Source organism: Streptomyces sp. NPDC051452, assembly GCF_044454765.1.
Taxonomy (GTDB): domain Bacteria; phylum Actinomycetota; class Actinomycetes; order Streptomycetales; family Streptomycetaceae; genus Streptomyces.
The window spans coordinates 34,761-59,967 of record NZ_JBITEB010000027.1 but is presented as its reverse complement, the minus strand read 5'-3'; the positions used below and the strand labels follow the sequence as shown (position 1 = coordinate 59,967).

The following is a 25,207-nucleotide window of genomic DNA, read 5'->3' as shown; positions in this document are numbered from 1 at the left end:
CACCCGGGGGCGCCCGTGCGTCGGTCGCGGGGTGACCGGCCCGGCCCGCGGCGGGCGGGCTCATACCGGGGCCCGTCACGGCGGCCGAAGCCACGGCCCCCGCCTTCCGCGGGAGCACCCCACCTCCCTGCGGGAGACCGCCGTCGGCCCCGGGGGCGCCCGTGCATGGGGTCCGGGGTGACCGGCCCGCGGCCGGTGGGCTCATGTCGAGGCCCGTCACGGCGACCGAAGCCCTCGCCGCCGTCGCCCGCCCCCGCCTTCCGCGGGAGCACCCCGTGGCCCCGCCGGAGCCCGCCGTCGGACCCGGGGGCGCCCGTGCGTCGGTCGCGGGGTGACCGGCCCGGCCCGCGGCGGGCGGGCTCATACCGGGGCCCGTCACGGCGGCCGAAGCCACGGTCCCCGTCACATGCCCCCGCCTTCAGCGGCAGCACCCCACCTCCCTGCGGGAGCCCGCCGTCGGACCCGGGGGCGCGCGTGCGCCGGGCCTGGGGTGGCCGGCCCGGCCCGCGGCGGACGGGCTCATACCGGGGCCCGTCACGGCGGCCGAAGTCACCGCCCCCGCCTTCCGCTGGAGCACCCCACCTCCCCGCGGGAGCCCGCCGTCGCCCGTGCCGGGCATGGCAGCGCGTTCCACGGGCACCTGTCCCGGACCCGGTCGACTCGGGGGGTGCCGTGTCCGTTCCGCTGTGCGGAAAAAGGCCCTTCCTCGCCGCGAAGCGCGTCACAATCGGCCGAGGTACAGTGCCGTGACCAGCAGAACCCCAGGGTGAGGCCCCGCACGTGTTGACCCAGACCACATCACGGGTGCTCGAACCGAGCGACCTTGACGCCGCGCTCGCCGTCCTCGACCGCGAGCCCGTGGCGAACGCCTTCGTGTCCTCCCGGGTCCAGATCGCCGGCCTCGACCCGTGGCGGCTCGGCGGCGAGATGTGGGGCTGGTACGAGGACGGCATGCTCACGTCCCTGTGCTACGCCGGCGCCAACCTGGTCCCCATCTGCGCCACCCCCCGCGCCGTGCGCGCCTTCGCCGACCGGGCCCGCCGGACCGGCCGCCGCTGCTCCTCCATCGTCGGCCCCGCCGGCGCCACCTCCGAGCTGTGGCGCCTGCTGGAACCCCACTGGGGCCCCGCCCGCGACGTCCGCGCCCGGCAACCGCTCATGGTCACCGACCGCATGCCCGGCGACATCGCCCCGGACCCCTACGTCCGCCGCGTCCGCAAGGACGAGATGGAGACGATCATGCCGGCGTGCGTGGCGATGTTCACCGAGGAGGTCGGCGTCTCCCCGATGGCCGGTGACGGCGGCCTGCTGTACCAGGCCCGGGTCGCCGAACTCGTCGGCTCCGGCCGCTCCTTCGCCCGCCTCGACGAGCACGGCAAGGTCGCCTTCAAGGCCGAGATCGGCGCCGCGACCTCCCAGGCCTGCCAGATCCAGGGCGTGTGGGTGGCCCCCGAGTACCGGGGCCTCGGCCTCGCGGCCCCCGGCATGGCGGCGGTCCTGCGGTACGCGCTGGATGACGTGGCGCCGGTGGTGAGCCTGTACGTCAACGACTTCAACACCGCCGCGCGCCGGACGTACCTCAGGGTCGGGTTCCAAGAGGTGGGCGCCTTCATGAGTGTGCTGTTCTGAACCCCCTGTACGCTCCCCGCATGGACCTCGTGACCGGCCCCCTGGACCTCGCAGCCCACGTCGACGAGGCCCTCGCCGTCCAAGCCCTCGCGTTCGGTCTCGGCCCCGAGGAAGTGGCGGTACGCCGCCAGATCGTCCAGCGCCACATGCAGCTCAAGGGGGCGAGGGCCCTCGGCGCGACCGTCGGCGGCGAACTCGTCGGCTTCGTCTACGGCATGCCCAACTCCCGTCTGCACTGGTGGTCCACGGTCGTGGAGCCCTATCTGCGGGCGCAGGGCAACGACTCCTGGCTGGACGACTCCTTCGTCATCACCGAGCTGCACGTCCACCCCGCCCACCAGAACCGCGGCATCGGCCGGCGCCTGATCACCGCCATCACCGACACCGCGGCCGAACCCCGCTCGATCCTCTCCGCGATCGACACCGACAGCCCCGCCCGCGGCCTGTACCACTCCCTCGGCTACGTCGACCTCGCCCGTCGGGTCCACTTCCCGAGCGCGCAGCGGCCGTACGCCGTGATGGGCGCCCCGCTGCCCCTGCGCCGCGCGTAGGGCCGCTCGCCCCGTAACCGATTTCCACCGGCACAGCCTGCCCGGCTAACCTCCTGTGCCATCACCCTTCCCCACTCTGGGCTGCGCTGGAGCGGGGGACCACCATCCGGCAGGAGTACGAGAACCATGGCGAACGCACAGGTCCAGCGCATGTCCCAGTTGATGGCGAAGACGCTGCGCGACGACCCGGCCGACGCCGAGGTCCTCAGCCACAAGCTGCTCGTCCGCGCCGGTTACGTCCGCCGCACCGCCGCCGGCATCTGGTCCTGGCTGCCCCTCGGCAAGAAGGTCCTGGCCAACGTGGAGCGGATCGTCCGCGAGGAGATGGACGCCATCGGTGCCCAGGAGGTGTCGCTGCCCGCGCTGCTGCCCCGCGAGCCCTACGAGGCCACCGGCCGCTGGGACGAGTACGGCCAGGAGCTGTTCCGGCTCAAGGACCGCAAGGGCGGCGACTACCTCCTCGGCCCCACCCACGAGGAGATCTTCACCCTGCTGGTCAAGGACCAGTGCTCGTCCTACAAGGACCTGCCGGTGATCCTGTACCAGATCCAGACCAAGTTCCGCGACGAGGCCCGCCCCCGCGCCGGCATCCTGCGCGGCCGCGAGTTCCTGATGAAGGACTCGTACTCCTTCGACGTGGAGGACGAGGGCCTCGCCCACTCCTACGCGCTGCACCGCCAGGCCTACCAGCGGGTCTTCGAGCGCCTCGGCCTGGACTACCGCATCTGCGCCGCCACCGCCGGCGCGATGGGCGGCTCGAAGTCCGAGGAGTTCCTCGCCCCCGCCGAGGCCGGCGAGGACACCTTCGCGGACTGCCCGAACTGCGACTTCGCCGCCAACACCGAGGCGATCACCTACGAGCTGAAGCCGGTCGACGGCTCCGCGCTGCCCGCGCTCGAGGAGATCCCCACCCCCGACACCCCGACCATCGAGACCCTCGCCGCCTCCCTCGGCGTCCCGGCCTCCGCCACGCTGAAGAACCTGCTGGTGAAGGTGGACGGCGAGATCGTCGCCGTGGGTGTGCCCGGTGACCGTGAGGTCGACCTGGACAAGGTGGAGGCGCACTTCGCCCCGGCCCCCGTGGAGCTGGTCACCGCCGAGGACTTCGTCGGCCGCCCCGACCTGGTCCGCGGCTACGTCGGCCCGCAGGGCCTGGGGGAGAAGGTCACCTACATCGCCGACCCGCGCGTGGCCCCCGGCACCTCCTGGATCACCGGTGCCAACAAGGAGCACACGCACGCCAGGAACGTGGTGGCCGGCCGTGACTTCGAGGTCGACGCGTACGTGGACGTCGTCGTGGTGCGGGACGGCGACCCCTGCCCCCGGTGCGGCACCGGCCTGAAGCTGGACCGCGCCATCGAGATCGGCCACATCTTCCAGCTCGGCCGCAAGTACACCGACGCCCTCAAGCTCGACGTCCTCGGCCAGAACGGCAAGCCGGTCCGAGTCACCATGGGCTCCTACGGCATCGGCGTCTCCCGTGCCGTCGCCGCGCTCGCCGAGCAGACCGCCGACGACAAAGGCCTGGTGTGGTCCAAGGAGGTCGCCCCGGCCGATGTGCACGTCGTCGCCGCCGGCAAGGCCCTGCAGACCGAGCTGGCGCTCGACGTCGCCGGGAAGCTGGCCGCCGCGGGCGTCCGCGTCCTGGTGGACGACCGGGCCGGGGTCTCCCCGGGCGTCAAGTTCACCGACGCCGAGCTGATCGGCGTGCCGCAGATCCTGGTGGCCGGCCGCCGCTCCGCCGAGGGCGTGCTGGAGCTGAAGGACCGCAAGACCGGTGAGCGCGAGGAACTGACCGTCGAGGAAGCGATCACCCGCCTGACGGCCGAGTAGGCCCCGCCCCACCCGAGCCCCGGCAGCCGTCCTCCGAGGCCCCCTCGTACGACGCCGAGGCCGCCGGGGCCCACGCCCGCCCCTTCGGCCAACCGACCCCGAAGGGCCGGGCGGCCCGACCCCGCCCTCCGCTACAACCGCCCGGACCCCTCAGAGGGGCCCCGGGCGGACCGGCGGGGGCCGTCACAGCCAGCCCGCGAACTCCAGGAGCAGCTCGGCGTCCTTGGGGCGGCCGACGCGCAGGGCTCGTACGCCGGACTCCACCGCGCGGAACAGTGTCCAGCCGCGCAGCCGCTCCTGGTCCACTTCCAGTGACTCCGCGAGCCGCTTGACGCGGCGCCGTGTGGTCGACGGGCCGGACGAGGTGGCGATCATGTCCTCCACCCGGTCCCGTACCAGCCGCGCCAGGTCGAAGGACGGATCGCCCACCACCGGGTCAGGGCCCACCGCGAGCCACGGCAGCCGCTTGCCCGCGAGCACCTTGCTCTGCCGGAACGTGCCGTGCAGCAGCCGGTCCTCGACCGGGGTGGACAGCAGCTCCTCGCGGGCCGCCAGCGCCGCGTCGACCAGCGGTGCCGACTCCGGCTCCGCCTCGGCGCCCGCCCGCATGGCCGCCGCCTGCCGGCCGGTGCGCTGTGCGACGGTCTCGAAGGCGTGACCGGCCGGCGGCGCCACCCACAGCCTGCGCAGCGTCCCCGCCGCCTCCAGCAGCGCCTTCGCCTCCGGCAGCGTGCGCACCGACACGTCCGGATGCAGCCGCTCCAGCAGCAGCACGCCCTCCGCGGCGTCCTCCGGCTCCGTCTCCAGCAGCTGTACGGCGCCCCGGCCCGCCCAGTGCGCCAGCGCCGCCCGCTCGCTCTCCGGCCGAGCCCGCGGCGGAGCCAGCTTCAGCACCGCCGAGGTGTCGTCCGCCTGCCGGACCAGCACCACCAGGCTGCTGCGGCCACCGGGCTCCTGGACCCGCTCGACGGTCGACCCGCGCCGGGCGACGGCCCGCTCGGCCGCCTCGGGCAACCGCGCCAGCCAGTCGTCCCCGGCCGGTGCGGTCTCTCCGAGCGCCCGTACCAGGCGCCGCGGCGGTTCGAAAACCATGCGCGAGTCGTTCCCTTCCTGTCCCGGCCCCGCCGTCACGGGCCCTGTCGTACGGCTCCGGCCGCGAGCCCCGTCATCGCGCCCCGGGGGCCCCGGGGGCCCCGGGGCCCCTGAGGGGCCTCGGGGTCACCGGGTCGCCTGGCGCGACGCCGAGGCGGAGGCCGTAGGGGGTGCGCCGGCGGCACCGGATCCCCCGCCGGGGATCCGCTCGGCAAGCCCAGGGAAGGCTACGCTCTCCCCGCTCCAGCGCACCGCGCGCACCGCTGCCTCCCGCAGTGCCGCCGCCGCCGAGGCGCGTCGCGCGCCCCTGGCGGCCCGCACCAGGTCCGCGTACACCCCGGCCACCCGCTCCTCGAGGCCGGCGGCCAACCGCACCGCCGAGGCCCTGTCGGCCACCGGGAACGGCAGCGCGTAGCCGGCGCTCGAGGCGACCGGCTCGCCGCCCAGCGAGCGCACCTCGCGCACCAGCGCGTCCCGCCGTGCCCGGTGCGCGTCGTACGCCGCCTTCGCCTGGCCGCGGTCGCGCTCGCCGATCCGGCCGCCGACGACGCCGTACCCGTACACCGCCGCGTGCTCGGCCGCCAGCGCCGCCTGCAGCGCGGTCAGCTCGTCCGGGCTCGCCTGCTCGCTCACTTCGCCGCCTCCGTCAGCAGATACGCGTGCGCCGCCCCGGCCGCCGCGACCGACGCCAGCAGCCGGGCCACCTCGCCCGGAGCCGTCAGCAGGTCCTTGGCGCGCCGGTCGGCGAGGGCGCGCTCGGCGCCGGCCAGCCCGGCGACGGCGTCCTTCGCGGTGGCCGGGGCCGGGCTCGGGGAGGTCGAGGACCGGGCCGGCGTGGGCGTCGTACCGTCCCCGAACGCCTTGACGTGTGCCGCGACCTGGTCGCGCAGCGGGCGGAGCCGACCGGCCAGGTCGGGGTGTGCCGTGAGCGCCGCGTCGTAGTGCTCCAGCAGGCCCCGGCTGTCCCGGGCCGCACGCGCGCGTGCCTCGGCGGTGGCCGAGGGACCGTCGCCGCCGGAGTCCGGACCGGCCGAGCAGCCCACCAGCAGGGCGGCACCGGCGGCCGAGGCGAGCAGGGATCGTCTGCGCGGCCCCGAGGGGGCGCGCTCAGGTGAGGGGTACGGCACTGCGGACGTCCTCGGGGACTCGTGGCCAGGGAAGGCGGCAGGGGAAGAACGGCTTCGGGCGGCACGCTCGTGATCACCGTACCCGCGCACTCCTCGCACGCCACTCACCGGCACCGCTCGTACACAGGTGGACGGCAACACACCCTGCGACCGGATACCCTTTGACCAGACACGCGACCCATCCCACAACAGCACACGCGGCCGAGGAGTCACCCGGATGAGCACCACCCAGAGCGAGAGGCTGCGAGAGCTGCTGGAACCGCTCGTCACCTCCCAGGGGCTGGATCTCGAAGAGATCGCCGTGGACTCGGTCGGACGCAAGCGGGTGCTGCGTGTGGTGGTCGACTCCGACACCGGAGCCGATCTGGACGCGATCGCCGATGTGAGCCGCGCGCTCTCGGCGACTCTGGACGAGACCAACGCGATGGGCGACGACGCCTACGACCTGGAGGTCGGCACCCCCGGCGCCGAGCGCCTCCTCACCGAGCACCGGCACTTCGTGCGCGCCACCGACCGCCTCGTACGGTTCCAGCTGACCGAGGGCGGCGAACTGGTCGCGCGCATCCTCACCGTCGACGACGAGGGCCTCGACGTCGAGGTGCCCGGGGTGAAGGGCCGCAAGGCCACCACCCGCAGGCTCGGCTTCCCGGAGATCGACCGGGCGCGCGTGCAGGTCGAGTTCAACCGCAAGGACAAGAAGGACGAGAAGGACATGAAGGAAGAGGAGGAGGCATAGCCGTGGATATCGACATGAGCGCCCTGCGGGGCTTGGTCCGGGAGAAGGAGATCTCCTTCGACCTGCTGGTCGAAGCGATCGAGTCGGCCCTCCTCATCGCCTACCACCGCACCGAGGGAAGCCGTCGGCACGCGCGCGTGGAGCTCAACCGGCAGACCGGGCACGTGACCGTGTGGGCGAAGGAGGACCCCGAGGACCTCGAGGAGGGCCAGGAGGCCCGCGAGTTCGACGACACCCCCTCCGGGTTCGGCCGTATCGCCGCCACCACCGCCAAGCAGGTGATCCTGCAGCGGCTGCGCGACGCCGAGGACGACGCGACGCTCGGCGAGTACGCCGGCCGCGAGGGCGACATCGTCACCGGCGTGGTCCAGCAGGGCCGCGACCCGAAGAACGTGCTCGTGGACATCGGCAAGCTCGAGGCCATCCTGCCCGTCCAGGAGCAGGTGCCCGGCGAGGCCTACCAGCACGGCATGCGGCTGCGCAGTTACGTCGTCCGCGTCGCCAAGGGCGTGCGCGGTCCCTCGGTGACCCTCTCGCGTACGCACCCCAACCTGGTGAGGAAGCTCTTCGCCCTGGAGGTGCCGGAGATCGCCGACGGCTCGGTCGAGATCGCCGCGATCGCCCGCGAGGCCGGTCACCGTACGAAGATCGCCGTCCGGTCCACCCGTTCGGGTCTGAACGCCAAGGGAGCCTGCATCGGTCCCATGGGCGGCCGGGTGCGCAATGTGATGGGCGAACTGAACGGCGAGAAGATCGACATCGTCGACTGGTCGGATGATCCGGCCGAGATGGTGGCGAACGCGCTGTCACCCGCTCGGGTGAACAAGGTGGAGGTCGTCGACCTGTCCGCCCGCTCCGCCCGGGTGACCGTGCCGGACTACCAGCTCTCGCTCGCGATCGGCAAGGAAGGGCAGAACGCCCGGCTCGCCGCCCGCCTCACCGGCTGGCGGATCGACATCCGGCCGGACACGGAGCAGGCGGGGGAATAGATCCCGGCCGCGAGCCGCTCCCTTTACGACAACAACCGTTCGATCCTTACCCCCGAAGGGGTGGGGTCGATGCGGGGAGGTAGACTTAGCCGTGTCTGGCCGGACGCACGACCGAGCATGCCCTGAACGTACCTGTGTGGGGTGCCGGGAGCGGGCGGCCAAGAACGATCTCCTGCGGATCGTGAGAATCGAGGACGCGTGCGTCCCTGATCCTCGCGGTACGCTGCCCGGCCGGGGTGCCTATGTGCACCCCGCCCTGGTCTGTCTCGACCTGGCGGTTCGCCGCCGGGCGTTCCCGCGGGCACTGCGCGTCCCGGGAGCGCTCGACACAAAGGCGTTGCGCCGATACGTCGAGCAGACAAGAGTTGCCGAGCAGGCAACACCGTAAGACGTGTCGCACGGAACCCCGTGCGGCTTGGTACCTCGCGAGTCGAAAGCAGGTCGAGATTGCGATGAGCACTCGATGAGTACGCGATGAGTACGCCCATGAACTAGCGACGGTCCGGCTTCAACCCGGACCTCAAAGGAGCGAAGTGGCTAAGGTCCGGGTATACGAACTCGCCAAGGAGTTCGGTGTGGAGAGCAAGGCCGTCATGGCCAAGCTCCAGGAACTCGGTGAATTCGTCCGTTCGGCGTCTTCGACCATCGAAGCGCCGGTTGTACGCAAGCTGACCGACGCCTTCCAGGGTGGCAACGGCAAGTCCGCCGGCAAGCCCGCCCCGCGCAAGGCCGCCCCCAAGCCCGGCGCGCCCTCCCCGGCGCAGTCGGCACGTCCGGCTGCCCCGCGGCCGCCGGCGCCCAAGCCCCCGACGGCTCCGGCGGCTCCCGCCGCCCAGCAGCCGGCGGCCCCCTCCGGTCCCCCGGCGTCCGCGTCGGCCCCGGGTCCGCGCCCGGTTCCGGGCCCCAAGCCCGCGCCGCGTCCGGCTCCGGCCGCCCCGGAGTTCACCGCTCCGCCGGCCGCCCCCGCCGCGCAGACCCCGCAGACCCCGCAGGCTCCGGCCGCCCAGGGTCAGGGCCAGCGTCCGGGCGCCCGTCCGGGTGCTCCCAAGCCCGGTGGTGCCCGTCCGTCCGGTCCCGGTCAGGGCCAGGCGTCCCGTCCGGAACGCGGCGCCGCGCGCCCCGGTGGTCAGGGCCAGCGTCCGGGCGCCCGTCCGGCCGGTCCCCGTCCGGGCAACAACCCCTTCACCTCCGGTGGCTCCACCGGCATGGCCCGTCCGCAGGCCCCGCGCCCGCAGGGCGGTCCGCGTCCCGGCGGTCCCGGTGCCCCCGGTGGCGGTCCCCGTCCCCAGGCGCCCGGCGCCCAGGGCGGCGGTCCCCGTCCCCAGGCCGCCGGCGGCCCCCGTCCGTCGCCGTCCGGCATGCCCCGCCCGCAGGGCGGCCCGCGTCCCGGCCCGGCCGGTCCGCGTCCCAACCCCGGCATGATGCCGCAGCGTCCCGCTGCCGGCCCGCGTCCCGGTGGCGGTGGCCCCGGTGGCCGCGGTCCCGGTGCCGGCGGTCGTCCCGGTGGTGGCGGCGGTCGTCCGGGTGGCGGCGGCGGCTTCGCCGGCCGTCCCGGTGGCGGCGGTGGCGGCTTCGCCGGTCGTCCCGGTGGTCCCGGTGGCGGTGGCGGTGGCGGCGGCTTCGCCGGTCGTCCCGGTGGTCCCGGTGGCGGCGGTGGCCGTCCCGGCTTCGGTGGCCGTCCCGGTGGTCCCGGTGGCCGTGGTGGCACGCAGGGCGCCTTCGGCCGTCCCGGCGGTCCCGCGCGTCGTGGCCGCAAGTCGAAGCGGCAGAGGCGCCAGGAGTACGAGGCCATGCAGGCCCCGAGCGTCGGCGGCGTGATGCTGCCGCGCGGCAACGGCGAGGCCATCCGCCTCTCCCGCGGCGCGTCGCTCACGGACTTCGCGGAGAAGATCAACGCCAACCCGGCGTCGCTCGTCGCGGTCATGATGAACCTCGGCGAGATGGTCACGGCCACGCAGTCCGTCTCCGACGAGACGCTGCAGCTCCTCGCGGGCGAGATGAACTACACGGTTCAGATCGTCAGCCCCGAGGAGGAGGACCGCGAGCTGCTCGAGTCCTTCGACATCGAGTTCGGCGAGGACGAGGGCGACGAGGAGGACCTGGTGGTCCGCCCGCCGGTCGTCACCGTCATGGGTCACGTCGACCACGGTAAGACCCGACTGCTCGACGCCATCCGCAAGACGAACGTCATCGCGGGCGAGGCCGGCGGCATCACCCAGCACATCGGTGCCTACCAGGTCGCGACCGAGGTCAACGACGAAGAGCGCAAGATCACCTTCATCGACACCCCGGGTCACGAGGCGTTCACCGCCATGCGTGCCCGTGGTGCGAAGTCGACCGACATCGCGATCCTGGTCGTCGCGGCCAACGACGGCGTCATGCCGCAGACGGTCGAGGCGCTCAACCACGCCAAGGCGGCCGACGTGCCGATCGTGGTCGCGGTCAACAAGATCGACGTCGAGGGTGCCGACCCGACCAAGGTGCGCGGTCAGCTGACCGAGTACGGCCTGGTGGCCGAGGAGTACGGCGGCGACACGATGTTCGTCGACATCTCCGCCAAGCAGGGTCTGCACATCGACTCGCTGCTGGAGGCCGTGGTCCTCACGGCCGACGCCTCGCTCGACCTGCGGGCCAACCCGCACCAGGACGCGCAGGGCATCTCGATCGAGTCCCGTCTCGACCGCGGCCGTGGTGCCGTGGCGACGGTCCTCGTCCAGCGAGGCACGCTGCGGGTCGGCGACACGATGGTCGTGGGCGACGCCTACGGCCGAGTGCGCGCCATGCTCGACGACAACGGCAACAACGTCGCCGAGGCCGGTCCGTCGACGCCGGTCCAGGTCCTGGGCCTGACCAACGTCCCGGGCGCGGGTGACAACTTCCTGGTGGTCGACGAGGACCGTACGGCCCGTCAGATCGCCGAGAAGCGTGCCGCCCGTGAGCGCAACGCCGCGTTCGCCAAGCGCACGCGCCGCGTGTCGCTGGAGGACCTGGACAAGGTGCTCAAGGCCGGCGAGGTCCAGCAGCTGAACCTGATCATCAAGGGTGACGCTTCCGGTTCCGTCGAGGCCCTCGAGTCCTCCCTGCTCCAGCTGGACGTCGGCGAAGAGGTCGACATCCGCGTCCTGCACCGCGGTGTCGGTGCGGTCACGGAGTCCGACATCGACCTGGCGATGGGTTCCGACGCCATCGTGATCGGCTTCAACGTCCGCGCGGCCGGCCGCGCGGCGCAGATGGCCGAGCGCGAGGGTGTGGACGTCCGGTACTACTCGGTCATCTACCAGGCGATCGAGGAGATCGAGGCGGCCCTCAAGGGCATGCTCAAGCCGGAGTACGAAGAGGTCGAGCTGGGTACGGCGGAGATCCGCGAGGTCTTCAAGTCGTCCAAGCTGGGCAACATCGCCGGTGTCCTGGTCCGGTCGGGCGAGGTCAAGCGCAACACCAAGGCGCGCCTCATCCGCGACGGCAAGGTGGTCGCGGAGAGCCTCACCATCTCCGGTCTGCGTCGCTTCAAGGACGACGTCACCGAGATCCGCGAAGGGTTCGAGGGCGGTATCAACCTCGGCAACTTCAACGACATCAAGGTCGACGACGTCATCGCGACGTACGAGATGCGCGAGAAGCCGCGGGCGTAACCTACGGTCGGGCCGGCCGACGGGACCTCGGTCCCGTCGGCCGGTGCGCCGGACCTGGGGGCCCCGCCCCAGACCCCCGTTCTCCCACTCGCCACGGGTTGGTGGGTGAGAGCAAAGGACGGAGGCCTGGAGCGGGGCCCCCAGGCGGTTGCGCACCCGGTGGTGACGGGGGAAACCCTGTCGAGTCACCGGCGGGTACGCGGTACCGTTTTTGATGTCCCCGGCCCACACGGACCCGGGGCCATCGATCCCGTACCGGCGGGTGAACCGGAACACACATGTACGTGGGGACTCTGTCCTTCGACCTCCTCCTCGGCGACGTCCACTCGCTGAAGGAGAAGCGATCCGTCGTCCGCCCGATCGTCGCCGAACTCCAGCGGAAGTACGCCGTGAGCGCGGCGGAGGTGGACCATATGGACCTCCACCGGCGGGCGACCATCGGCCTCGCCGTGGTCTCCGGCGACGCGGCGCACGTCACCGACGTACTGGACCGGTGCGAACGGCTGGTCGCCGGCCGCCCCGAGGTGGAGCTGCTGTCGGTCCGGCGCCGCTTCCACGGCGAGGACGACTGACGACGACGGTCCGGACCGGTCCACGACAGCCGACGACAGCCGGCGAACACACCGAATGCAAGCAGGAAGAAAGAACGGGAGCTGGACCAGTGGCCGACAACGCGCGGGCGAAAAGGCTGGCGGACCTCATCCGAGAGGTGGTGGCCCAGAAGCTGCAGCGCGGGATCAAGGACCCGCGGCTCGGCTCACACGTCACCATCACGGACACCCGCGTCACGGGTGACCTGCGGGAGGCGACCGTCTTCTACACGGTCTACGGGGACGACGAGGAGCGGCAGGCCGCGGCCGCTGGCCTGGAGAGCGCCAAGGGCGTCCTCCGCTCGGCCGTCGGAGCGGCCGCCGGAGTGAAGTTCACGCCGACCCTGACCTTCGTGGCCGACGCCCTCCCGGACACCGCACGCACCATCGAGGACCTCCTCGACCGGGCGCGGCAGTCCGACGAGAAGGTGCGCGAGGTGTCCGCGGGCGCCAAGTACGCCGGTGAGGCGGACCCCTACCGCAAGCCGGACGAGGAAGACGACGAGACGGACGACGCCGCCGAATGACCAGCAAGCCCACCCCGCCCGACGGCCTCGTCATCGTCGACAAGCCGTCGGGCTTCACCTCGCACGACGTGGTCGCCAAGATGCGCGGGATCGCCAGGACCCGCCGGATCGGCCACGCCGGCACCCTCGACCCGATGGCCACGGGCGTCCTGGTCCTCGGCGTCGAGCGCGCCACCAAGCTCCTCGGACACCTGGCGCTCACCGAGAAGGAGTACCTGGGCACCATCCGCCTGGGCCAGAACACCCTCACCGACGACGCCGAGGGGGAGATCACCTCCTCCGCCGACGCCTCCGAGGTGACCCGGGACGCCATCGACACCGGGATCGCCAAGCTGACCGGCGCCATCATGCAGGTGCCGTCCAAGGTCAGCGCCATCAAGATCGACGGAGTCCGGTCGTACAAGCGGGCCCGGGAGGGCGAGGACTTCGAGATTCCCGCCCGGCCGGTGACCATCTCCTCCTTCGCTGTGTACGACGTCCGGGACGCCGTCGCCGAGGACGGCACCCGGGTCCTCGACCTGGTCGTGTCCGTGGTCTGCTCCTCCGGCACCTACATCCGCGCACTCGCCCGCGACCTGGGCGCCGACCTGGGCGTCGGCGGCCATCTCACGGCGCTGCGCCGGACGCGCGTCGGGCCGTACAAGCTCGACGGGGCGAAGACGTTGGACCAGCTCCAGCAGGAGCTGACCGTGATGCCGGTCGCCGAGGCCGCCTCGGCCGCCTTCCCCCGCTGGGAGGTCGACGCCAAGCGGGCCCGGCTGCTGCAGAACGGCGTGCGGCTGGAGATGCCCGACGAGTACACGGGAGTCGGCGCGGTCGCCGTCTTCGACGCCGAGGGCCGCTTCCTCGCCCTTGTCGAGGAGCACAAGGGCAAGGCGAAGAGCCTGGCCGTCTTCGGCTGAGACAGCGCGCTCCGGCACCTGTTCGAACAGTGCCCGTGGAGCGGCGGCCGGGCCACGGGGGTGAGCCCCTGCCGCCGCTCCACGGTCCCCCCTCGGTTCCCCCACCTCTAGGGTTATCCAGCCGAGAGCCCCTATTCACCCGTCCGGGCAGGCGCTCGGAGTGAACCAGGGGAGCGGAAGGGGGCGCGTTCACCGCGCGAGCTGTCCCGCCGATCACCGCGCACCTACCGTCGACGGACAGGGCACGCGGTACGGCGGGGAGGTACGGCCATGACGGGACGGGCCCCGCGCACCGAAGACGAGCACCGGATGCCGGCGGCGGACGACAGCCGAGCGAACGAACGACGCCCGAACGGCACAGGGGCCGAGGGCGTCCGCATGGCTCCCGGCGGAAGGCGCGAGGCACCCACCGGCCCGGGGAGGACACCCGACGTCGCCGAGCGGGACAGGCTCAGGGACCGGGACAGGCTCAGTGGTGGGAGCGCGGACGGGGAGGACGAGCGGGACGGGACAGGGGCGAGTGGGCCGCCGCACGAGGGCGGCGCGCTCCGCCCGGACGACACCGTCCTCGTCCGGATCCGCGACCTCGCCGGTCGCCCGCGCGGCGTCGGCTTCCTCGCCGACCACGAAGGCACCCTGATCACCAGCCACGAGGCGATCGACGGCCTGCCCCGACTGGTGCTGCACGCGGCAGGCGACCGCACCTGTGTGGTCGACGCCGACGCCGTCACCCCGCTGCCCCGGCTCGACCTGGCCCTGGTGCGCACCGAGGGCCTGGGCGTGGAGCCGCTGCCACTGACCGTGCGTGAGCGGATCGACGCCGGGACCTACGCGCGGATCGCCGCCGGTTGCTGGCGCGAGGCCAGGGTGCTGGCCGCCCCCCAGGTGACGTACACCGCCACCGACCGCTTCCACCTCCTCGACGACGCCCTGGAGCTGGCGATCGGCACCGCCGGCCGGGACGCGCTGCGGCTCGGCGGCGGCGCGGCCGGGGGACCGGTGCTCGACGCCCGTACCGGCGCCGTGATCGGCGTCCTCGGCACCGCCCTGCACACCGCCCAGCGGGACGCGGGCTTCGCGGTGCCCCTGCGCCCCACCGAGGACGCCCTCGCCGACCTGCTGGCCCGCAACGCCGCGACCGTCCCGGCGTACGGCGCCGATCTGAACCTGGCGGGCATCCTGGAGCTGACGGCCACCTCGATGGCCCAGGACGGCCCGTACGGCCCGCACACCGGCCCGGTGGAACCCGTCGAACGGGCCTACGCGGCGGCGGAGTTGGATGCCTTCGTCGACGGCGACCGGGCCGTGCTCGGCCTCGTCGGCGCTCCCGGCAGCGGCCGTACGACGGAACTCGCGGCCCTCGCCGCGCGCCGGGCCCGGGGCGAGCGGGCCACGCCCGCCCTGTGGCTGCGCGGAGCCGACCTCGACGACGCCGACGACTCCGTGGCCGACGCCGCCCGGCGCGCGCTGGAGCGGGCGGCCCGGATCGTCGCCGCGTCCCGCTCCGTCCACGCCGACGACCTCGGCGACCTCACCCCCGAGCACCTGGCCCGCCTCGCCGCCCGCGCCGGCCGCCCGCTGCTGCTCCTCCTCGACGGCCCCGAGGAGATGCCCCCGCTCCTCGCCCACCGGCTGCCCGAGTGGACCACGGGTACCGCGGAATGGCTTCGGGCGACCGGGGCGCGGCTGGTGGTGGCCTGCCGGGAGGAGCACTGGGAACGGGCCGGCGCGCACTTCCCGCGCACGCTGCTGCACAGCCCGGCGCCCGGGAGCGAGGGGTGGACACCTGCCGGAGCGGAGGCTGGGGGAGTGTGTTCCGGTGGTCTGGCGGGGGTGGGGGCCGAGGGATCGGGTTCCGGTGGTCCGGTGGGGGTGGGGGCCGAGGGAGTGTGTTCCGGTGTTCCGGTGGGGGTGGAGGCCGAGGGGGTGTGTTCCGGGGGTCCGGCGGGGGCGGAGGCCGAAGGAGTGGGTTCCGGCGGTCCGATGGAGGTGGGGGCCGAGGGGTGGGGGGCCGGTGGTCCGGGGCCCGTGGCGGTCGGCGCCGATGAGCCACGGCCGCCGTCGACGGGAGGCGCGCGTTTCCTGTGTATGCCGGCCGGAACGGCGGACCGGGAACGTACCGGTGGCGCTGGCGGTGACGCCGCCGGCGAGGCGGCACTCGCCGAACACGCGTCGGCGGCACCCGCGGGCGCGCCTCACCCCTTCGCCGCAGAGGCGGCCCCGCTCGGCGCCTCACCCGACCCCGCCGAACCACCACTCGCCCCGGTCGCCCGCGCGGCCGGTGACAGCCGGCCCTCCGCCGCGTCCGGTCGTGCCGGATCGGTTCCGCCGTGTGTGCGGCTCTGCGAGCTGACCGCCGACGAGGCGCGCCGGGCCGCCGCCCGCTACGGCATCCCCGACGGCACGCTCACCGACCGCGACGCCCGGCACCCGCTCACCTTGCGTCTGCTGTCCGAGGTCCGCGCCGCGGTCCCGGACCCCCCGGCCACCGAGGGCCCTGTCGACCGGCACGAGGTGTTCGCCGCCCACCTCGACCTGATGTGCCTGCGCATCGCCGTCCGTCTCGCCGCCGAGAACGGCCTGCGCGGCACCGCCGTACGCCGGCTCGCCGCGCGAGTGGCAGGCCAGGTGCACGAGGCTGCCCGGCGCAGCCTCGGACCCGGGCAGGGCGAACTGGACCGGAGCTCCTTCGAGGCGGTGTTCCCCTGGGGGCCCGCCCCGGCCCGGCTCGGCGGCGGCACCGGCTGGGCCTCCGCCGTCCTCACCGAGGGTCTCCTCGTCCCGGCCGGCGGCGGCTACCGCTTCGCCCACGAGGAGCTGGCCGACTGGATCCAGGGCACGCACCTCGACCTTGACGAGGCCCTGCACGCCCTGGTCCACCGCCCGCGCGGCACCGGCGGGCCCGGGTCCGTCCCCGTGCCGCACCACCGCGTCGGACCGGTCGTCCAGGCCCTGCTCCTCCTCGGCCGCCAGCACGGGCCTCGGCAACTCTCCCTGCGCCTTCGTGAATTGGCCGAGGCCGTGGATCGCGACCCCGGGTCCTGGTGGGCCGCCCGGCTGCTTGCCGGAACCCTGCTCCAGGTGCCGGACGCGACGCCGTACGCCGAGGTGCTGCGCCCGCTGGCCGACCGCATCGTGGCCTGGCGACGTGAACAGCGCCCCGTACCGGGCGAGTTCGGTCCCGCCTTCTGGACCGCCGTGCCCGTCTGCGACGCCGAGCGGCTCGACCTGCTGCGCCGGCTCGTGCTCGCGGACCCGGCGCCGGGCTCGCCCGGTGAGCGCTACCTCGACGCCGTCGCCCGGCTGCTGGCCGCCCACCCCGCCGCCGTACAGCGACAGTTGGCGCACTGGTTCGACGACGAGCGGCCGCTGCCCGCGGCCCCGCACGCCACCGTGGCCACCGCCGCCCAGGCCCTGCTGCACACCCACCGGCGCGGCGCCCTGGACGAACTCACCGAGGTCCTGGTGGCGAGCACCCACCGGCGGGCCGACGAACTGCTCACCACCCTCGCCGAGGACGAGCCGTCGGCCGTCTCCCGGGCCGTGGACCGCTGGGCGCACGACGAGCGCCCCGCCCGCCGGGCCGCGGCCGTGACCTACGGGCTGAGCGCGGCCCCGCACGTCCGCTCGGAAGCCGACCGCGCACTGCTGCGCTACGCCGCCCTCGCCCTGCTCGCCCGCCCCGCCGACCGCACCCTGCACGGCGGCGCGCTCGCCCTCCTGATCCGTGACCCGCACGCCCGTGACCGGCACCTCGCCGCGGCCCTGCGCCACTTCGCCGACGGCGACCCGCGCATTCCGGCGAGTGCCCTGACCCCCGCCCTGACCACCCACCCCGAACCGGTGCTGGAAGCCTTCCGCGCCCGTCTGCTCGGCCCGGACGCCGGGAACACCCTGAGCGTCCTCGCCGAGATCACCACGCCGGCGCCGGCCCGCCGTGTCGCCGCCCTCGTCGGGGAGACGGTACGGCTGCGCCCGGAGACCGCCGGGCACGTGGCCGCCTACGTCGACCGCCGACTGGAACAGGGCCCCACCGCCCGTCCGGTCCTGCTGCCCCTCGTCACCGAACTGCTGGAGGGCGGCCCCGAACAGGTACGGGCGGCCCTCGCCGTGGTCCTCGCCGCCGCCGGGACCCCCGCCTCCCGGCCGCTGCGCCGGGAACTGCTGGAGTTCCTGCTCACCCGGGAGCAGGAGCCGTCGGTCCTGGACGCCGTACTGCACGCCGCGGCCGGACCCGGCTGCGGCCGCGACGAGGACGAGATCCGTGGGCTCGTGCACCGCACCGGCCTGCTCCTCGTCCACACCCCCGAGGGTGCCATCCGGTTCGACCGGGGCCTGGTCGACCTGGGCCGGCACGTACCCGGCTTCGCCGCCCTCATGGCCCGCTGGCTGACGGACACCCCTGCCGACTGGACCGCCGTGGTGGGCCCGGGCACCCGCCGCATGCTCGAGAACCTCGCGGGCGTACGCGACAGCCGCGCGGGCCTGCCCGACGTGCGCCCCGTCACACCCCCCATGCCGATGCCGATGCCGGGCCAGGGCGCCCGGCATGGCACCCTTAGACCTGCACAAGGGTCAAGGTAGACATACGGACACGGGTTCGAGGAGCGGTCACAGTGCAGCGCTGGCGTGGCTTGGAGGACATCCCCGAGGACTGGGGGCGCAGCGTCGTCACCATCGGTTCCTACGACGGCGTCCACCGCGGTCACCAGCTGATCATCAAGCATGCCGTCGACCGCGCCCGGGAACTGGGGGTTCCGGCGGTCGTCGTCACCTTCGACCCGCACCCCAGCGAGGTCGTCCGGCCCGGCAGCCACCCGCCGCTGCTCGCCCCGCACCACCGCCGTGCCGAGCTGATGAGCGAGCTGGGCGTCGACGCGGTCCTCATCCTCCCCTTCACCACCGAGTTCTCGAAGCTCTCGCCCGCCGACTTCGTGGTGAAGGTCCTGGTGGACAAGTTGCACGCCAAGTCGGTCGTCGAAGGCCCGAACTTCCGCTTCGGCCACAAGGCGGCCGGTGACGTCGAGTTCCTCATCGAACAGGGCAAGAGCTACGACTTCGACGTCGAGGTAGTCGACCTGTACGTCACCGGTGAGGCGGGCGGCGGCGAGCCGTTCTCCTCCACCCTGACCCGCCGCCTGGTCGCCGAGGGCGATGTCGGGGGCGCCCGCGAGATCCTGGGCCGCCCGCACCGGGTCGAGGGCGTCGTCGTGCGCGGCGCCCAGCGCGGCCGCGAGCTGGGCTTCCCGACCGCCAACGTCGAGACGCTCCCGCACACCGCGATCCCCGCCGACGGCGTCTACGCCGGCTATCTGCACGTCCAGGGCGAGGCGATGCCGGCCGCGATCTCCGTCGGCACGAACCCGCAGTTCGACGGCACCGAGCGCACGGTGGAGGCGTACGCGATCGACCGCGTCGGTCTCGACCTGTACGGCCTGCACGTCGCCGTCGACTTCCTCGTGTACGTGCGCGGTCAGGCGAAGTTCGAGTCCCTGGAGGCCCTGCTGGAGCAGATGGCCGCGGATGTGAAGCGGTGCCGGGAGATCGTGGCGGCGGAGGCCTGACCGGCCTACGGTCCGGCGACTCCACGGCGGTACGAAACGAAGGGCGGCCGGTGCGTTCCAGCACCGGCCGCCCTTCGTCGTACCGTCCCTCTGGCCGTCCCTCTGGCCGTCGCTCTGGTTACTGCGGCGGCGGCCCCTGGGGAGGCTGGGGCTGGGCCTGGGCCTGCTCCGGCTGCTGCGGATAGCCGGGCGGCGGGTACGGCTGCCCGTGCTGGGGCTGCGGCTGGGGCTGCGGTTGCTGCGCCTGCTGGGGCGGGTATGGCTGACCCGGCTGGCCGGGGGCGGGTTGCGGGTACGGCTGTTGGGCCGACGGGTACGGCTGCTGTCCCTGCTGTCCCTGCTGGGGCGGATAGGGCTGGTGTGCCTGCGGGTACGGCGGCTGCGCCGGGGCGTAGGGCTGGCCCGGCACCGGCTGGCCCTGAGGAGGCGGCTGCTGACCCGGCATCGGCATCGGCTGACCTGGGATCTGCTGACCCGGCATCGGCTGACCCGACATCGGCTGGGCCGGCATCTGATGGCCCGGCATCGGCGGCGCGGCGACCGGCGGCGGGTTGCCGTCGCTGGTCCACAGCCCGTGCGCCTGCTGGTGCCGCACGAAGTCCTCGGCGACCAGCGCGGCGAGATGGAAGTACGCCTCGCGCGTCCTCGGCCGCATCATGTCGAGGTCCACCTCGGCACCGGCGGCCAGATGTTCGTCGAACGGCACGACGACGACTCCGCGGGTCCGCGTCTCGAAGTGGGACACGATGTCCTCGACCTTGATCATCTTTCCGGTCTCGCGGACCCCGGAGATCACGGTGAGGGACCGGGAGACCAGGTCCGCGTACCCGTGCGCGGACAGCCAGTCCAGCGTCGTACTGGCGCTGCTCGCCCCGTCGACGGACGGTGTGGAGATGATGATCAGCTGGTCCGCGAGGTCGAGCACCCCGCGCATGGCGCTGTACAGCAGACCGGTGCCGGAGTCGGTCAGGATGACCGGGTACTGCCGCCCGAGCACATCGAGCGCGCGCCGGTAGTCCTCGTCGTTGAACGTCGTCGAGACGGCCGGGTCCACGTCGTTGGCGATGATCTCCAGACCGGAGGACGCCTGTGAGGTGAACCGGCGAATGTCCATGTAGGAGTTCAGGTACGGGATCGCCTGGACGAGGTCACGGATGGTGGCCCCGGTCTCCCGGCGCACCCGCCGCCCGAGCGTGCCGGCGTCCGGGTTGGCGTCGATGGCGAGGATCTTGTCCTGCCGCTCGGTGGCGAGGGTGGAACCGAGCGCGGTGGTGGTGGTCGTCTTGCCGACGCCGCCCTTGAGGCTGATGACCGCGATCCGGTAGCAGGAGAGCACCGGCGTGCGGATCAGCTCCAGCTTGCGCTGCCGCTCGGCCTCCTCCTTCTTGCCACCCAGCTTGAACCGGGACGCCGCCGCCGTGGGCCGCCCGCTCTTCGCCTTCTGCCGCTTGTTGTTCAGCAACCGGTCCGAGGACAGCTCGACGGCAGCGGTGTAACCGAGCGGCGCGGCGCCGGGGTTGATCGGCTGCCGCTGGTCGTGCTGGATGGGCTGCGGCCAAGCGGTACCGGAGCGGGGGTCGATCGGCGCGTGCGGGGGCTGGTGTTGGGGCTGTGGCTGTGGCTGGGCGGCAGGCTGCGCGAACTCGGGGTTGTGCGGGTGCGGCGGGAAGCCGTAACCGCCGGCCTGTGGGTCGGGGCCGGGAGACGGCTGCGGCATCGACGCCGGTGCCTGGGCCGGTCCCTGGGCCTGTGCCGTCTGGGCCTGGGGCTGGGCTTGGGGCTGGGCTTGCGGGAACCCGTAACCGCTCTGGGGTGGCTGGGAGTTGGGGACTCCGGGTGGCGGGAAGCCGTAGCCGGCGGGCGGTGTGGGGCCGTGAGGTGCCGCCGGGTTGGGCTGGGGCGCCGACGGCTGCGGGAGTCCCTGCGCACTCGGCTGAGCCTGCGGCGCCGGGGGCTGTGGGAACCCGTAACCGCCCGGCTGCGGCTGGGTGCTGGGAGCCCCGGGTGGCGGGAAGCCGTATCCGCTCGGGGGGACGTGGCCCTGCGGGGTGGGCGCGCCGGCCTGTTGCCAGGATGCGGGCGCGGGCTGGGGAGCCTGCGGCTGGAACGGCGGTTGCTGACCGGGTACCCCGACGGAACCCTGCGCCGGCGCGGGCTGCGGCGGTCCGGGCATCGGACCGGGCTGCTGAGGCAGGGGCGCCTGTGGTGCGGGCTGCGCCGGCCACTGGGCCGCGGGGACCGGGGCGGCGGGCTGGTACGACGGCGGCAGCGGCGGCACACCGTGCTGCGGTGCCGGCGGCGGTCCCCAGCCGGGCTGGGCACCCGGAGGAACGGGCGGAACGGCCGCCTGCCGGGCACCGGTGTCAGGGGTGCCGTGCTCGGGTGCGGCAGCGTCCACAGCGACCGGGCCCGCGTCCGTGTTCGCGTCCGGCTCCGGCGCCGAGGCGTCTGCGGATTCGGGCGTGCCGTCGCCGGTGTCCTGGCGTGGCCCCTCCGGCGCGACGGCCGATTCCGAACCGTGAACCAGGTCGGGGTCCTGCTCGGCAGGGTCCACGGCAACGGCCGCCGGGCCGTCACCCAAGGAGCCGTCGCCCGAGGAGTCGTCGCCCGAGGAGTCGTCGCCCTCGGAAACGGCCGTGGCGGACGGCTCGCCGCTCTCCGGGGCGCCCTCGGAGGTGCCCTTGGAGGTGCCCTCGCCCAAGTCACCCGGTACCACGGCGGCCTCAGGCGCGGCGCCGGAACCCGACACCTCGGCCTCGCCCCCGGGGCCCCCCTTGGTCTCGGCCCCCGCCCCCTCACGGGAACCGTCACCATCAGGCGAGCCGGAAGGCCCGGAGGAGCCGGACGCACCGGATTCGTCGGACGCACCGGAGGAGCCGGACGCGCCGGACTCGTTGGACGCACCGGAGTCATCGGGCGTACCGGCCCCACCCGGCTCGTCAGCGGCAGCGGTCCGCTCGGCGATCTCGGCCATCTCGCGCTTCAGGGCAACGGCGGAGAACCGCATCGTCGCCCCGCTCTCCAGATCCCCGTTGCCCGCCTCGGGCTCGACGGCGGCGGCAGCGGTCGTGGCAGCGGTCGTGGCCGTGGCCGTGGGCGCGGCCTGCGGCGGCGACTGCGGCTCGAAGCCCTGGGGCAGATCCGGCGCGGGCGGAGGCGGCGGGGCGAAGGGAGTGCCCTGCGGGGGAGTGAACGGCTGGGCCGCGGGCGGCGGCGGAGCGGCCGCGCCGAAACCGGATCCGGTACCCGAATCACCCGGAGCGCCGAAGGCGCTGCCCTGCCCACCGTTCTGCGTGTACCAGGCCGGAGGAGCGTAGTCGATGGTGAACTCGCCCGTCGTCTCCACGGCCTCCGCGTCGGGCTGGTCATCGCCGGGTGTCGCCCAGCCCCCGCGCATCCCGTCCCGATCGCTGCTCACAGTTCCTCCTGATGTGGTCGAGCACCCTCATGCCGTGCCGGGGCGACCATGTCGTGTCGTTCCGAGTCGTCCGTTGCCGTTCGGGGCAGTCCACTCCAGCGGATCCCCCCGGGACACCGACACCCGGTCCACGGGTCCTGCCATCGCGCCCGCTCCCAGCCTAATCACCGCGAGCCACACCGTGGCAGGCCCGCCCACCCTCGGCGGACACCTTCGCAGCACAGCATGCCCAGAACCACCCGGCCCGGGAACGGATTGGCCACCAATAAAGCGGGCAACAAAGCGGACAAGAAGGGGCAGTTCAGTCCATTCGGCGAGGCGTGCCCAACAATCCGATCTCGGCGTCGGTGGGTTGGGTCAGCACGTACTGCCGGTCACGATCGGTGCACCACAAGGTGACCCCGTCGGGCAGCGCGGGCAGCGACTCCACCTCGGTCCGCGACAGCCCCATCGTGCGCCCCAGTTCGGCGGCCTCGTCCGGCGAGACCCGCTGGATACCGGCGAGCCGGGCCTGCCGCAGCAGCCGGGGCGCGACGGGGCTGAGGTAGGGCAGCAGGGTCAGCACCGACTGCCAGGGCCCGGACACCACCCTGCCCCGCGGAGGCCGCATACCGCAGTCCCGGACCACCAGCACGGGCGTACCGGCGGAGGCACCCTGCGGAGGCACCCGCCCGACCTCGTACACGGACAGCCCGTTCTGCCCGCCACCCATGGCATGCACCATCTGCATCCAGGCCTGCGGCCGCCCGGTCTCCACAGCCACCCGGGCCCCCGTGGCAGCGGACCGCAAGGCGAGCACCTGCGCGGTCCAGAGGCCACCGATGAGCACCATGTCGTACGGCGTCGGACGGTTCACCCCTAGGACGGCGGGGTGACCCTCGCTGTTGACGCCGACCACGACACCGTCGTCGCCGATGGGCAGGGTCAGCACGTCGGCGTGATCCACGGGTAGCGCGTGGCGTGGATGTCTGGGGCCCAGAAGGCCGAAGCCGGTGCGCAGCCGCTCTCCGAGGCTCGGTACCGCTGGTGCCGTACCCGAGGGGGCGGGCGATGTGGTCGTGGGCATCAGCGGGCACCTCCGAGCGGCAGTGTGGCCAGAACGCCGGGGAGTTGTTCACGGTCCAGCCGCGCGAGCCCGGTCCGCGCCTGCTGTGCGGCACGCTCGAGATCGCGCCGCGCGTCCGTCAGTTCCTGGTTGCTGCGGCCGGTGATCCGAAGATGACCGGTGATGGCCACCTCCTGCTGCGCCCCCTTGGCCAGGGTGAGGCTGAAGGTCGTCGCGAGAGCGGGAACCGAGGTCAGCTGTGCCACCAGTTGCGCCAACGACTGGCCGGGCGAACCGAGTTGTGGCCAGCGGCGCACCCAGTAGGTGGTGTGCCGGCGGTTGTCGCAGCGCCAGCTGCGGCTGGACTCCTCAGTACGCCGCTGCGGCGCCTCGCCCCGGCCGGCTTGAGCCGCCTGGGCCGTCACCATCGGGTTCGCACAGGCGGAGGTGGCGATGGCGGCGGTCAGTTCCTCCTCGGTGAGCACGCTCGCCCGGAACCCGGCGCCGGTCAGCCGGCTCGACAGGTGTTCAGCCGCACGGGTAAGGCACTTCTGCGCTCCCGGCAGTCCGCCGCCTCGCGCGGCCACGGCCTCCGGGCACAATTCGGGATCGAGCTTCAGCGCTATCCAGGTGATGCGGACAGCGGGGGAGCCGGTCTGGGCCTGTAGCGGCGTGTAGTTGCTGACCACGACGGACTGCTGGGGCAGGTGGAGCGCGGGAGCGGGCTGTGTGTGCACGACGATCTGCGCGGATTCCAGCCGAATTCCGTCGACTTCGAGGACGTCCCGTACGAGGGCCACCGGCAGCGGTCTGCGGCCACGCTCCGCGCGCAGCGCGTCGGCGTCCGACTCGACCTGGAGTACGGCGGTCAGGAAACCGCCGTCGCCCACCATCCCGATCGGTCGCTGATCGCGGTCCTCACCGCGGCTGTAGCTGTATGTGCGCAAGGTCGGGTCGCATTCCACGGCAGGTGCGAGGGCCGAGTCCGTTCCAGGCGGCAGAGGGGTGCTCGCGGCCAACCGCCTACGTGCCCGCAACGCGAGCATGGTGCCGAGCCATTCCGGCAGGGAGTGCCCCCGGCGTCGTACGACGGCGAGCACCACGAGCACCGCGGCGATCACGCATGCGGGGACGAAGGCCATCATGCCCACGAGCCACCCGCACACCACGAGTGCGGCCGCCGCCTCCAGCAGCACGAGCCGCTGCAGGGCGAACGAACCGCCGCGCCCCGAACGGGACTGCTGATGCGGTGTGAATCCGCCGTGGTGCGGCGTGGGTGCCGGCTGTGCGTCCGGGGGGGTTGAGGAGCGACGGGCACTCGGTCGACGCGCGCCACCTGATCGTGACCCCGATTGCGATCGCGACCGGGTCCGCGTTGCGGAAGCCATCACTTCAAAACCCCCGAACTCTCCCGAAAACCCTTGTGCTCCGGTCCCTTCAAGCCCTGAGCACCCTACCCGTGCCACCAGCACGACCCCGCAACAGGCATAGTAGGGGCCGGGTCTGACAGTCGAGGCACCAGAGGCAACCGAGGACGGGGGACGGATCTTCACAGGTCCCCCACGGCTCCGC

18 protein-coding genes are annotated in these 25,207 nt (G+C 73.5%); 12 read left to right on the top strand and 6 right to left on the bottom strand.

Features of this window, described 5'->3' with window-relative positions:
* Positions 1-780 precede the first annotated feature (780 nt).
* The 3 genes from ACIBA9_RS37050 (at position 781) to ACIBA9_RS37040 (ending at position 4,013) form a co-directional block, all read left to right on the top strand.
* Positions 781-1,629, top strand: coding sequence for a GNAT family N-acetyltransferase (locus ACIBA9_RS37050; protein ID WP_362164547.1), 849 nt, complete (start codon positions 781-783; stop codon positions 1,627-1,629).
* Between the two features lie 20 nt (positions 1,630-1,649).
* The gene (locus ACIBA9_RS37045) at positions 1,650-2,180 is read left to right on the top strand and encodes a GNAT family N-acetyltransferase (RefSeq protein ID WP_399370013.1); all 531 of its coding nucleotides are present in this window, start codon (positions 1,650-1,652) and stop codon (positions 2,178-2,180) included.
* A 126-nt stretch (positions 2,181-2,306) separates the two neighbouring features.
* Positions 2,307-4,013: a proline--tRNA ligase gene (locus ACIBA9_RS37040; protein ID WP_399370011.1), complete on the top strand. Its 1,707-nt coding sequence runs from the start codon at positions 2,307-2,309 to the stop codon at positions 4,011-4,013.
* Positions 4,014-4,196: 183 nt separating this feature from the next.
* On the opposite strand, the gene ACIBA9_RS37035 is transcribed toward ACIBA9_RS37040, so the two are convergent.
* The 3 genes from ACIBA9_RS37035 to ACIBA9_RS37025 form a co-directional block, all read right to left on the bottom strand.
* On the bottom strand, positions 4,197-5,105 hold the full coding sequence (locus ACIBA9_RS37035; protein ID WP_399370009.1) for an aminoglycoside phosphotransferase family protein: 909 nt from the start codon (positions 5,103-5,105) through the stop codon (positions 4,197-4,199).
* Between the two features lie 126 nt (positions 5,106-5,231).
* The gene (locus ACIBA9_RS37030) at positions 5,232-5,738 is read right to left on the bottom strand and encodes a ferritin-like domain-containing protein (RefSeq protein WP_399370007.1); all 507 of its coding nucleotides are present in this window, start codon (positions 5,736-5,738) and stop codon (positions 5,232-5,234) included.
* Positions 5,735-6,232: a hypothetical protein gene (locus tag ACIBA9_RS37025; RefSeq protein WP_393901491.1), complete on the bottom strand. Its 498-nt coding sequence runs from the start codon at positions 6,230-6,232 to the stop codon at positions 5,735-5,737. Before ACIBA9_RS37025 ends, ACIBA9_RS37030 begins: the two co-directional genes overlap by 4 nt.
* A 217-nt stretch (positions 6,233-6,449) precedes the next feature.
* Between ACIBA9_RS37025 and rimP the strand changes: the two genes are divergently transcribed.
* The 9 genes from rimP to ACIBA9_RS36980 all read left to right on the top strand — a co-directional run bounded on the left by rimP (position 6,450) and on the right by ACIBA9_RS36980 (position 19,172).
* A complete protein-coding gene (rimP, locus tag ACIBA9_RS37020) occupies positions 6,450-6,968 on the top strand; it encodes a ribosome maturation factor RimP (RefSeq protein WP_362164536.1) in 519 nt (172 codons plus the stop codon).
* 2 nt (positions 6,969-6,970) lie between these two features.
* Positions 6,971-7,957, top strand: a complete 987-nt coding sequence (gene nusA / locus ACIBA9_RS37015) for a transcription termination factor NusA (protein WP_399370005.1) — start codon at positions 6,971-6,973, stop codon at positions 7,955-7,957.
* Positions 7,958-8,048: 91 nt separating this feature from the next.
* Positions 8,049-8,345, top strand: coding sequence for a YlxR family protein (locus ACIBA9_RS37010; RefSeq protein ID WP_399370003.1), 297 nt, complete (start codon positions 8,049-8,051; stop codon positions 8,343-8,345).
* Between the two features lie 145 nt (positions 8,346-8,490).
* Positions 8,491-11,589: a translation initiation factor IF-2 gene (infB, locus tag ACIBA9_RS37005; protein ID WP_399370001.1), complete on the top strand. Its 3,099-nt coding sequence runs from the start codon at positions 8,491-8,493 to the stop codon at positions 11,587-11,589.
* Between the two features lie 278 nt (positions 11,590-11,867).
* Positions 11,868-12,161 (top strand): DUF503 domain-containing protein, encoded by a 294-nt coding sequence (locus ACIBA9_RS37000; RefSeq protein WP_362164528.1) that lies wholly within the window; start codon positions 11,868-11,870, stop codon positions 12,159-12,161.
* Positions 12,162-12,250: 89 nt separating this feature from the next.
* A complete protein-coding gene (rbfA, locus tag ACIBA9_RS36995) occupies positions 12,251-12,706 on the top strand; it encodes a 30S ribosome-binding factor RbfA (RefSeq protein ID WP_362164526.1) in 456 nt (151 codons plus the stop codon).
* On the top strand, positions 12,703-13,608 hold the full coding sequence (gene truB, locus ACIBA9_RS36990) for a tRNA pseudouridine(55) synthase TruB (RefSeq protein WP_362164524.1): 906 nt from the start codon (positions 12,703-12,705) through the stop codon (positions 13,606-13,608). The genes rbfA and truB overlap by 4 nt, the downstream gene beginning before the upstream one ends.
* Before the next feature lie 270 nt (positions 13,609-13,878).
* A complete protein-coding gene (locus ACIBA9_RS36985) occupies positions 13,879-18,192 on the top strand; it encodes a hypothetical protein (RefSeq protein WP_399369998.1) in 4,314 nt (1,437 codons plus the stop codon).
* Positions 18,193-18,224: 32 nt separating this feature from the next.
* Complete coding sequence (locus tag ACIBA9_RS36980) at positions 18,225-19,172, top strand: bifunctional riboflavin kinase/FAD synthetase (RefSeq protein ID WP_362164520.1); 948 nt, start codon at positions 18,225-18,227, stop codon at positions 19,170-19,172.
* A 118-nt stretch (positions 19,173-19,290) separates the two neighbouring features.
* On the opposite strand, the gene ACIBA9_RS36975 is transcribed toward ACIBA9_RS36980, so the two are convergent.
* The 3 genes from ACIBA9_RS36975 to eccE all read right to left on the bottom strand — a co-directional run bounded on the left by ACIBA9_RS36975 (position 19,291) and on the right by eccE (position 25,023).
* Positions 19,291-22,590: an SCO5717 family growth-regulating ATPase gene (locus tag ACIBA9_RS36975; RefSeq protein WP_399369995.1), complete on the bottom strand. Its 3,300-nt coding sequence runs from the start codon at positions 22,588-22,590 to the stop codon at positions 19,291-19,293.
* A 301-nt stretch (positions 22,591-22,891) separates the two neighbouring features.
* On the bottom strand, positions 22,892-23,656 hold the full coding sequence (locus tag ACIBA9_RS36970) for a hypothetical protein (RefSeq protein WP_399369993.1): 765 nt from the start codon (positions 23,654-23,656) through the stop codon (positions 22,892-22,894).
* Positions 23,656-25,023, bottom strand: coding sequence for a type VII secretion protein EccE (eccE, locus tag ACIBA9_RS36965; RefSeq protein WP_399369991.1), 1,368 nt, complete (start codon positions 25,021-25,023; stop codon positions 23,656-23,658). The genes ACIBA9_RS36970 and eccE overlap by 1 nt, the downstream gene beginning before the upstream one ends.
* Between the last annotated feature and the right edge of the window lie 184 nt (positions 25,024-25,207).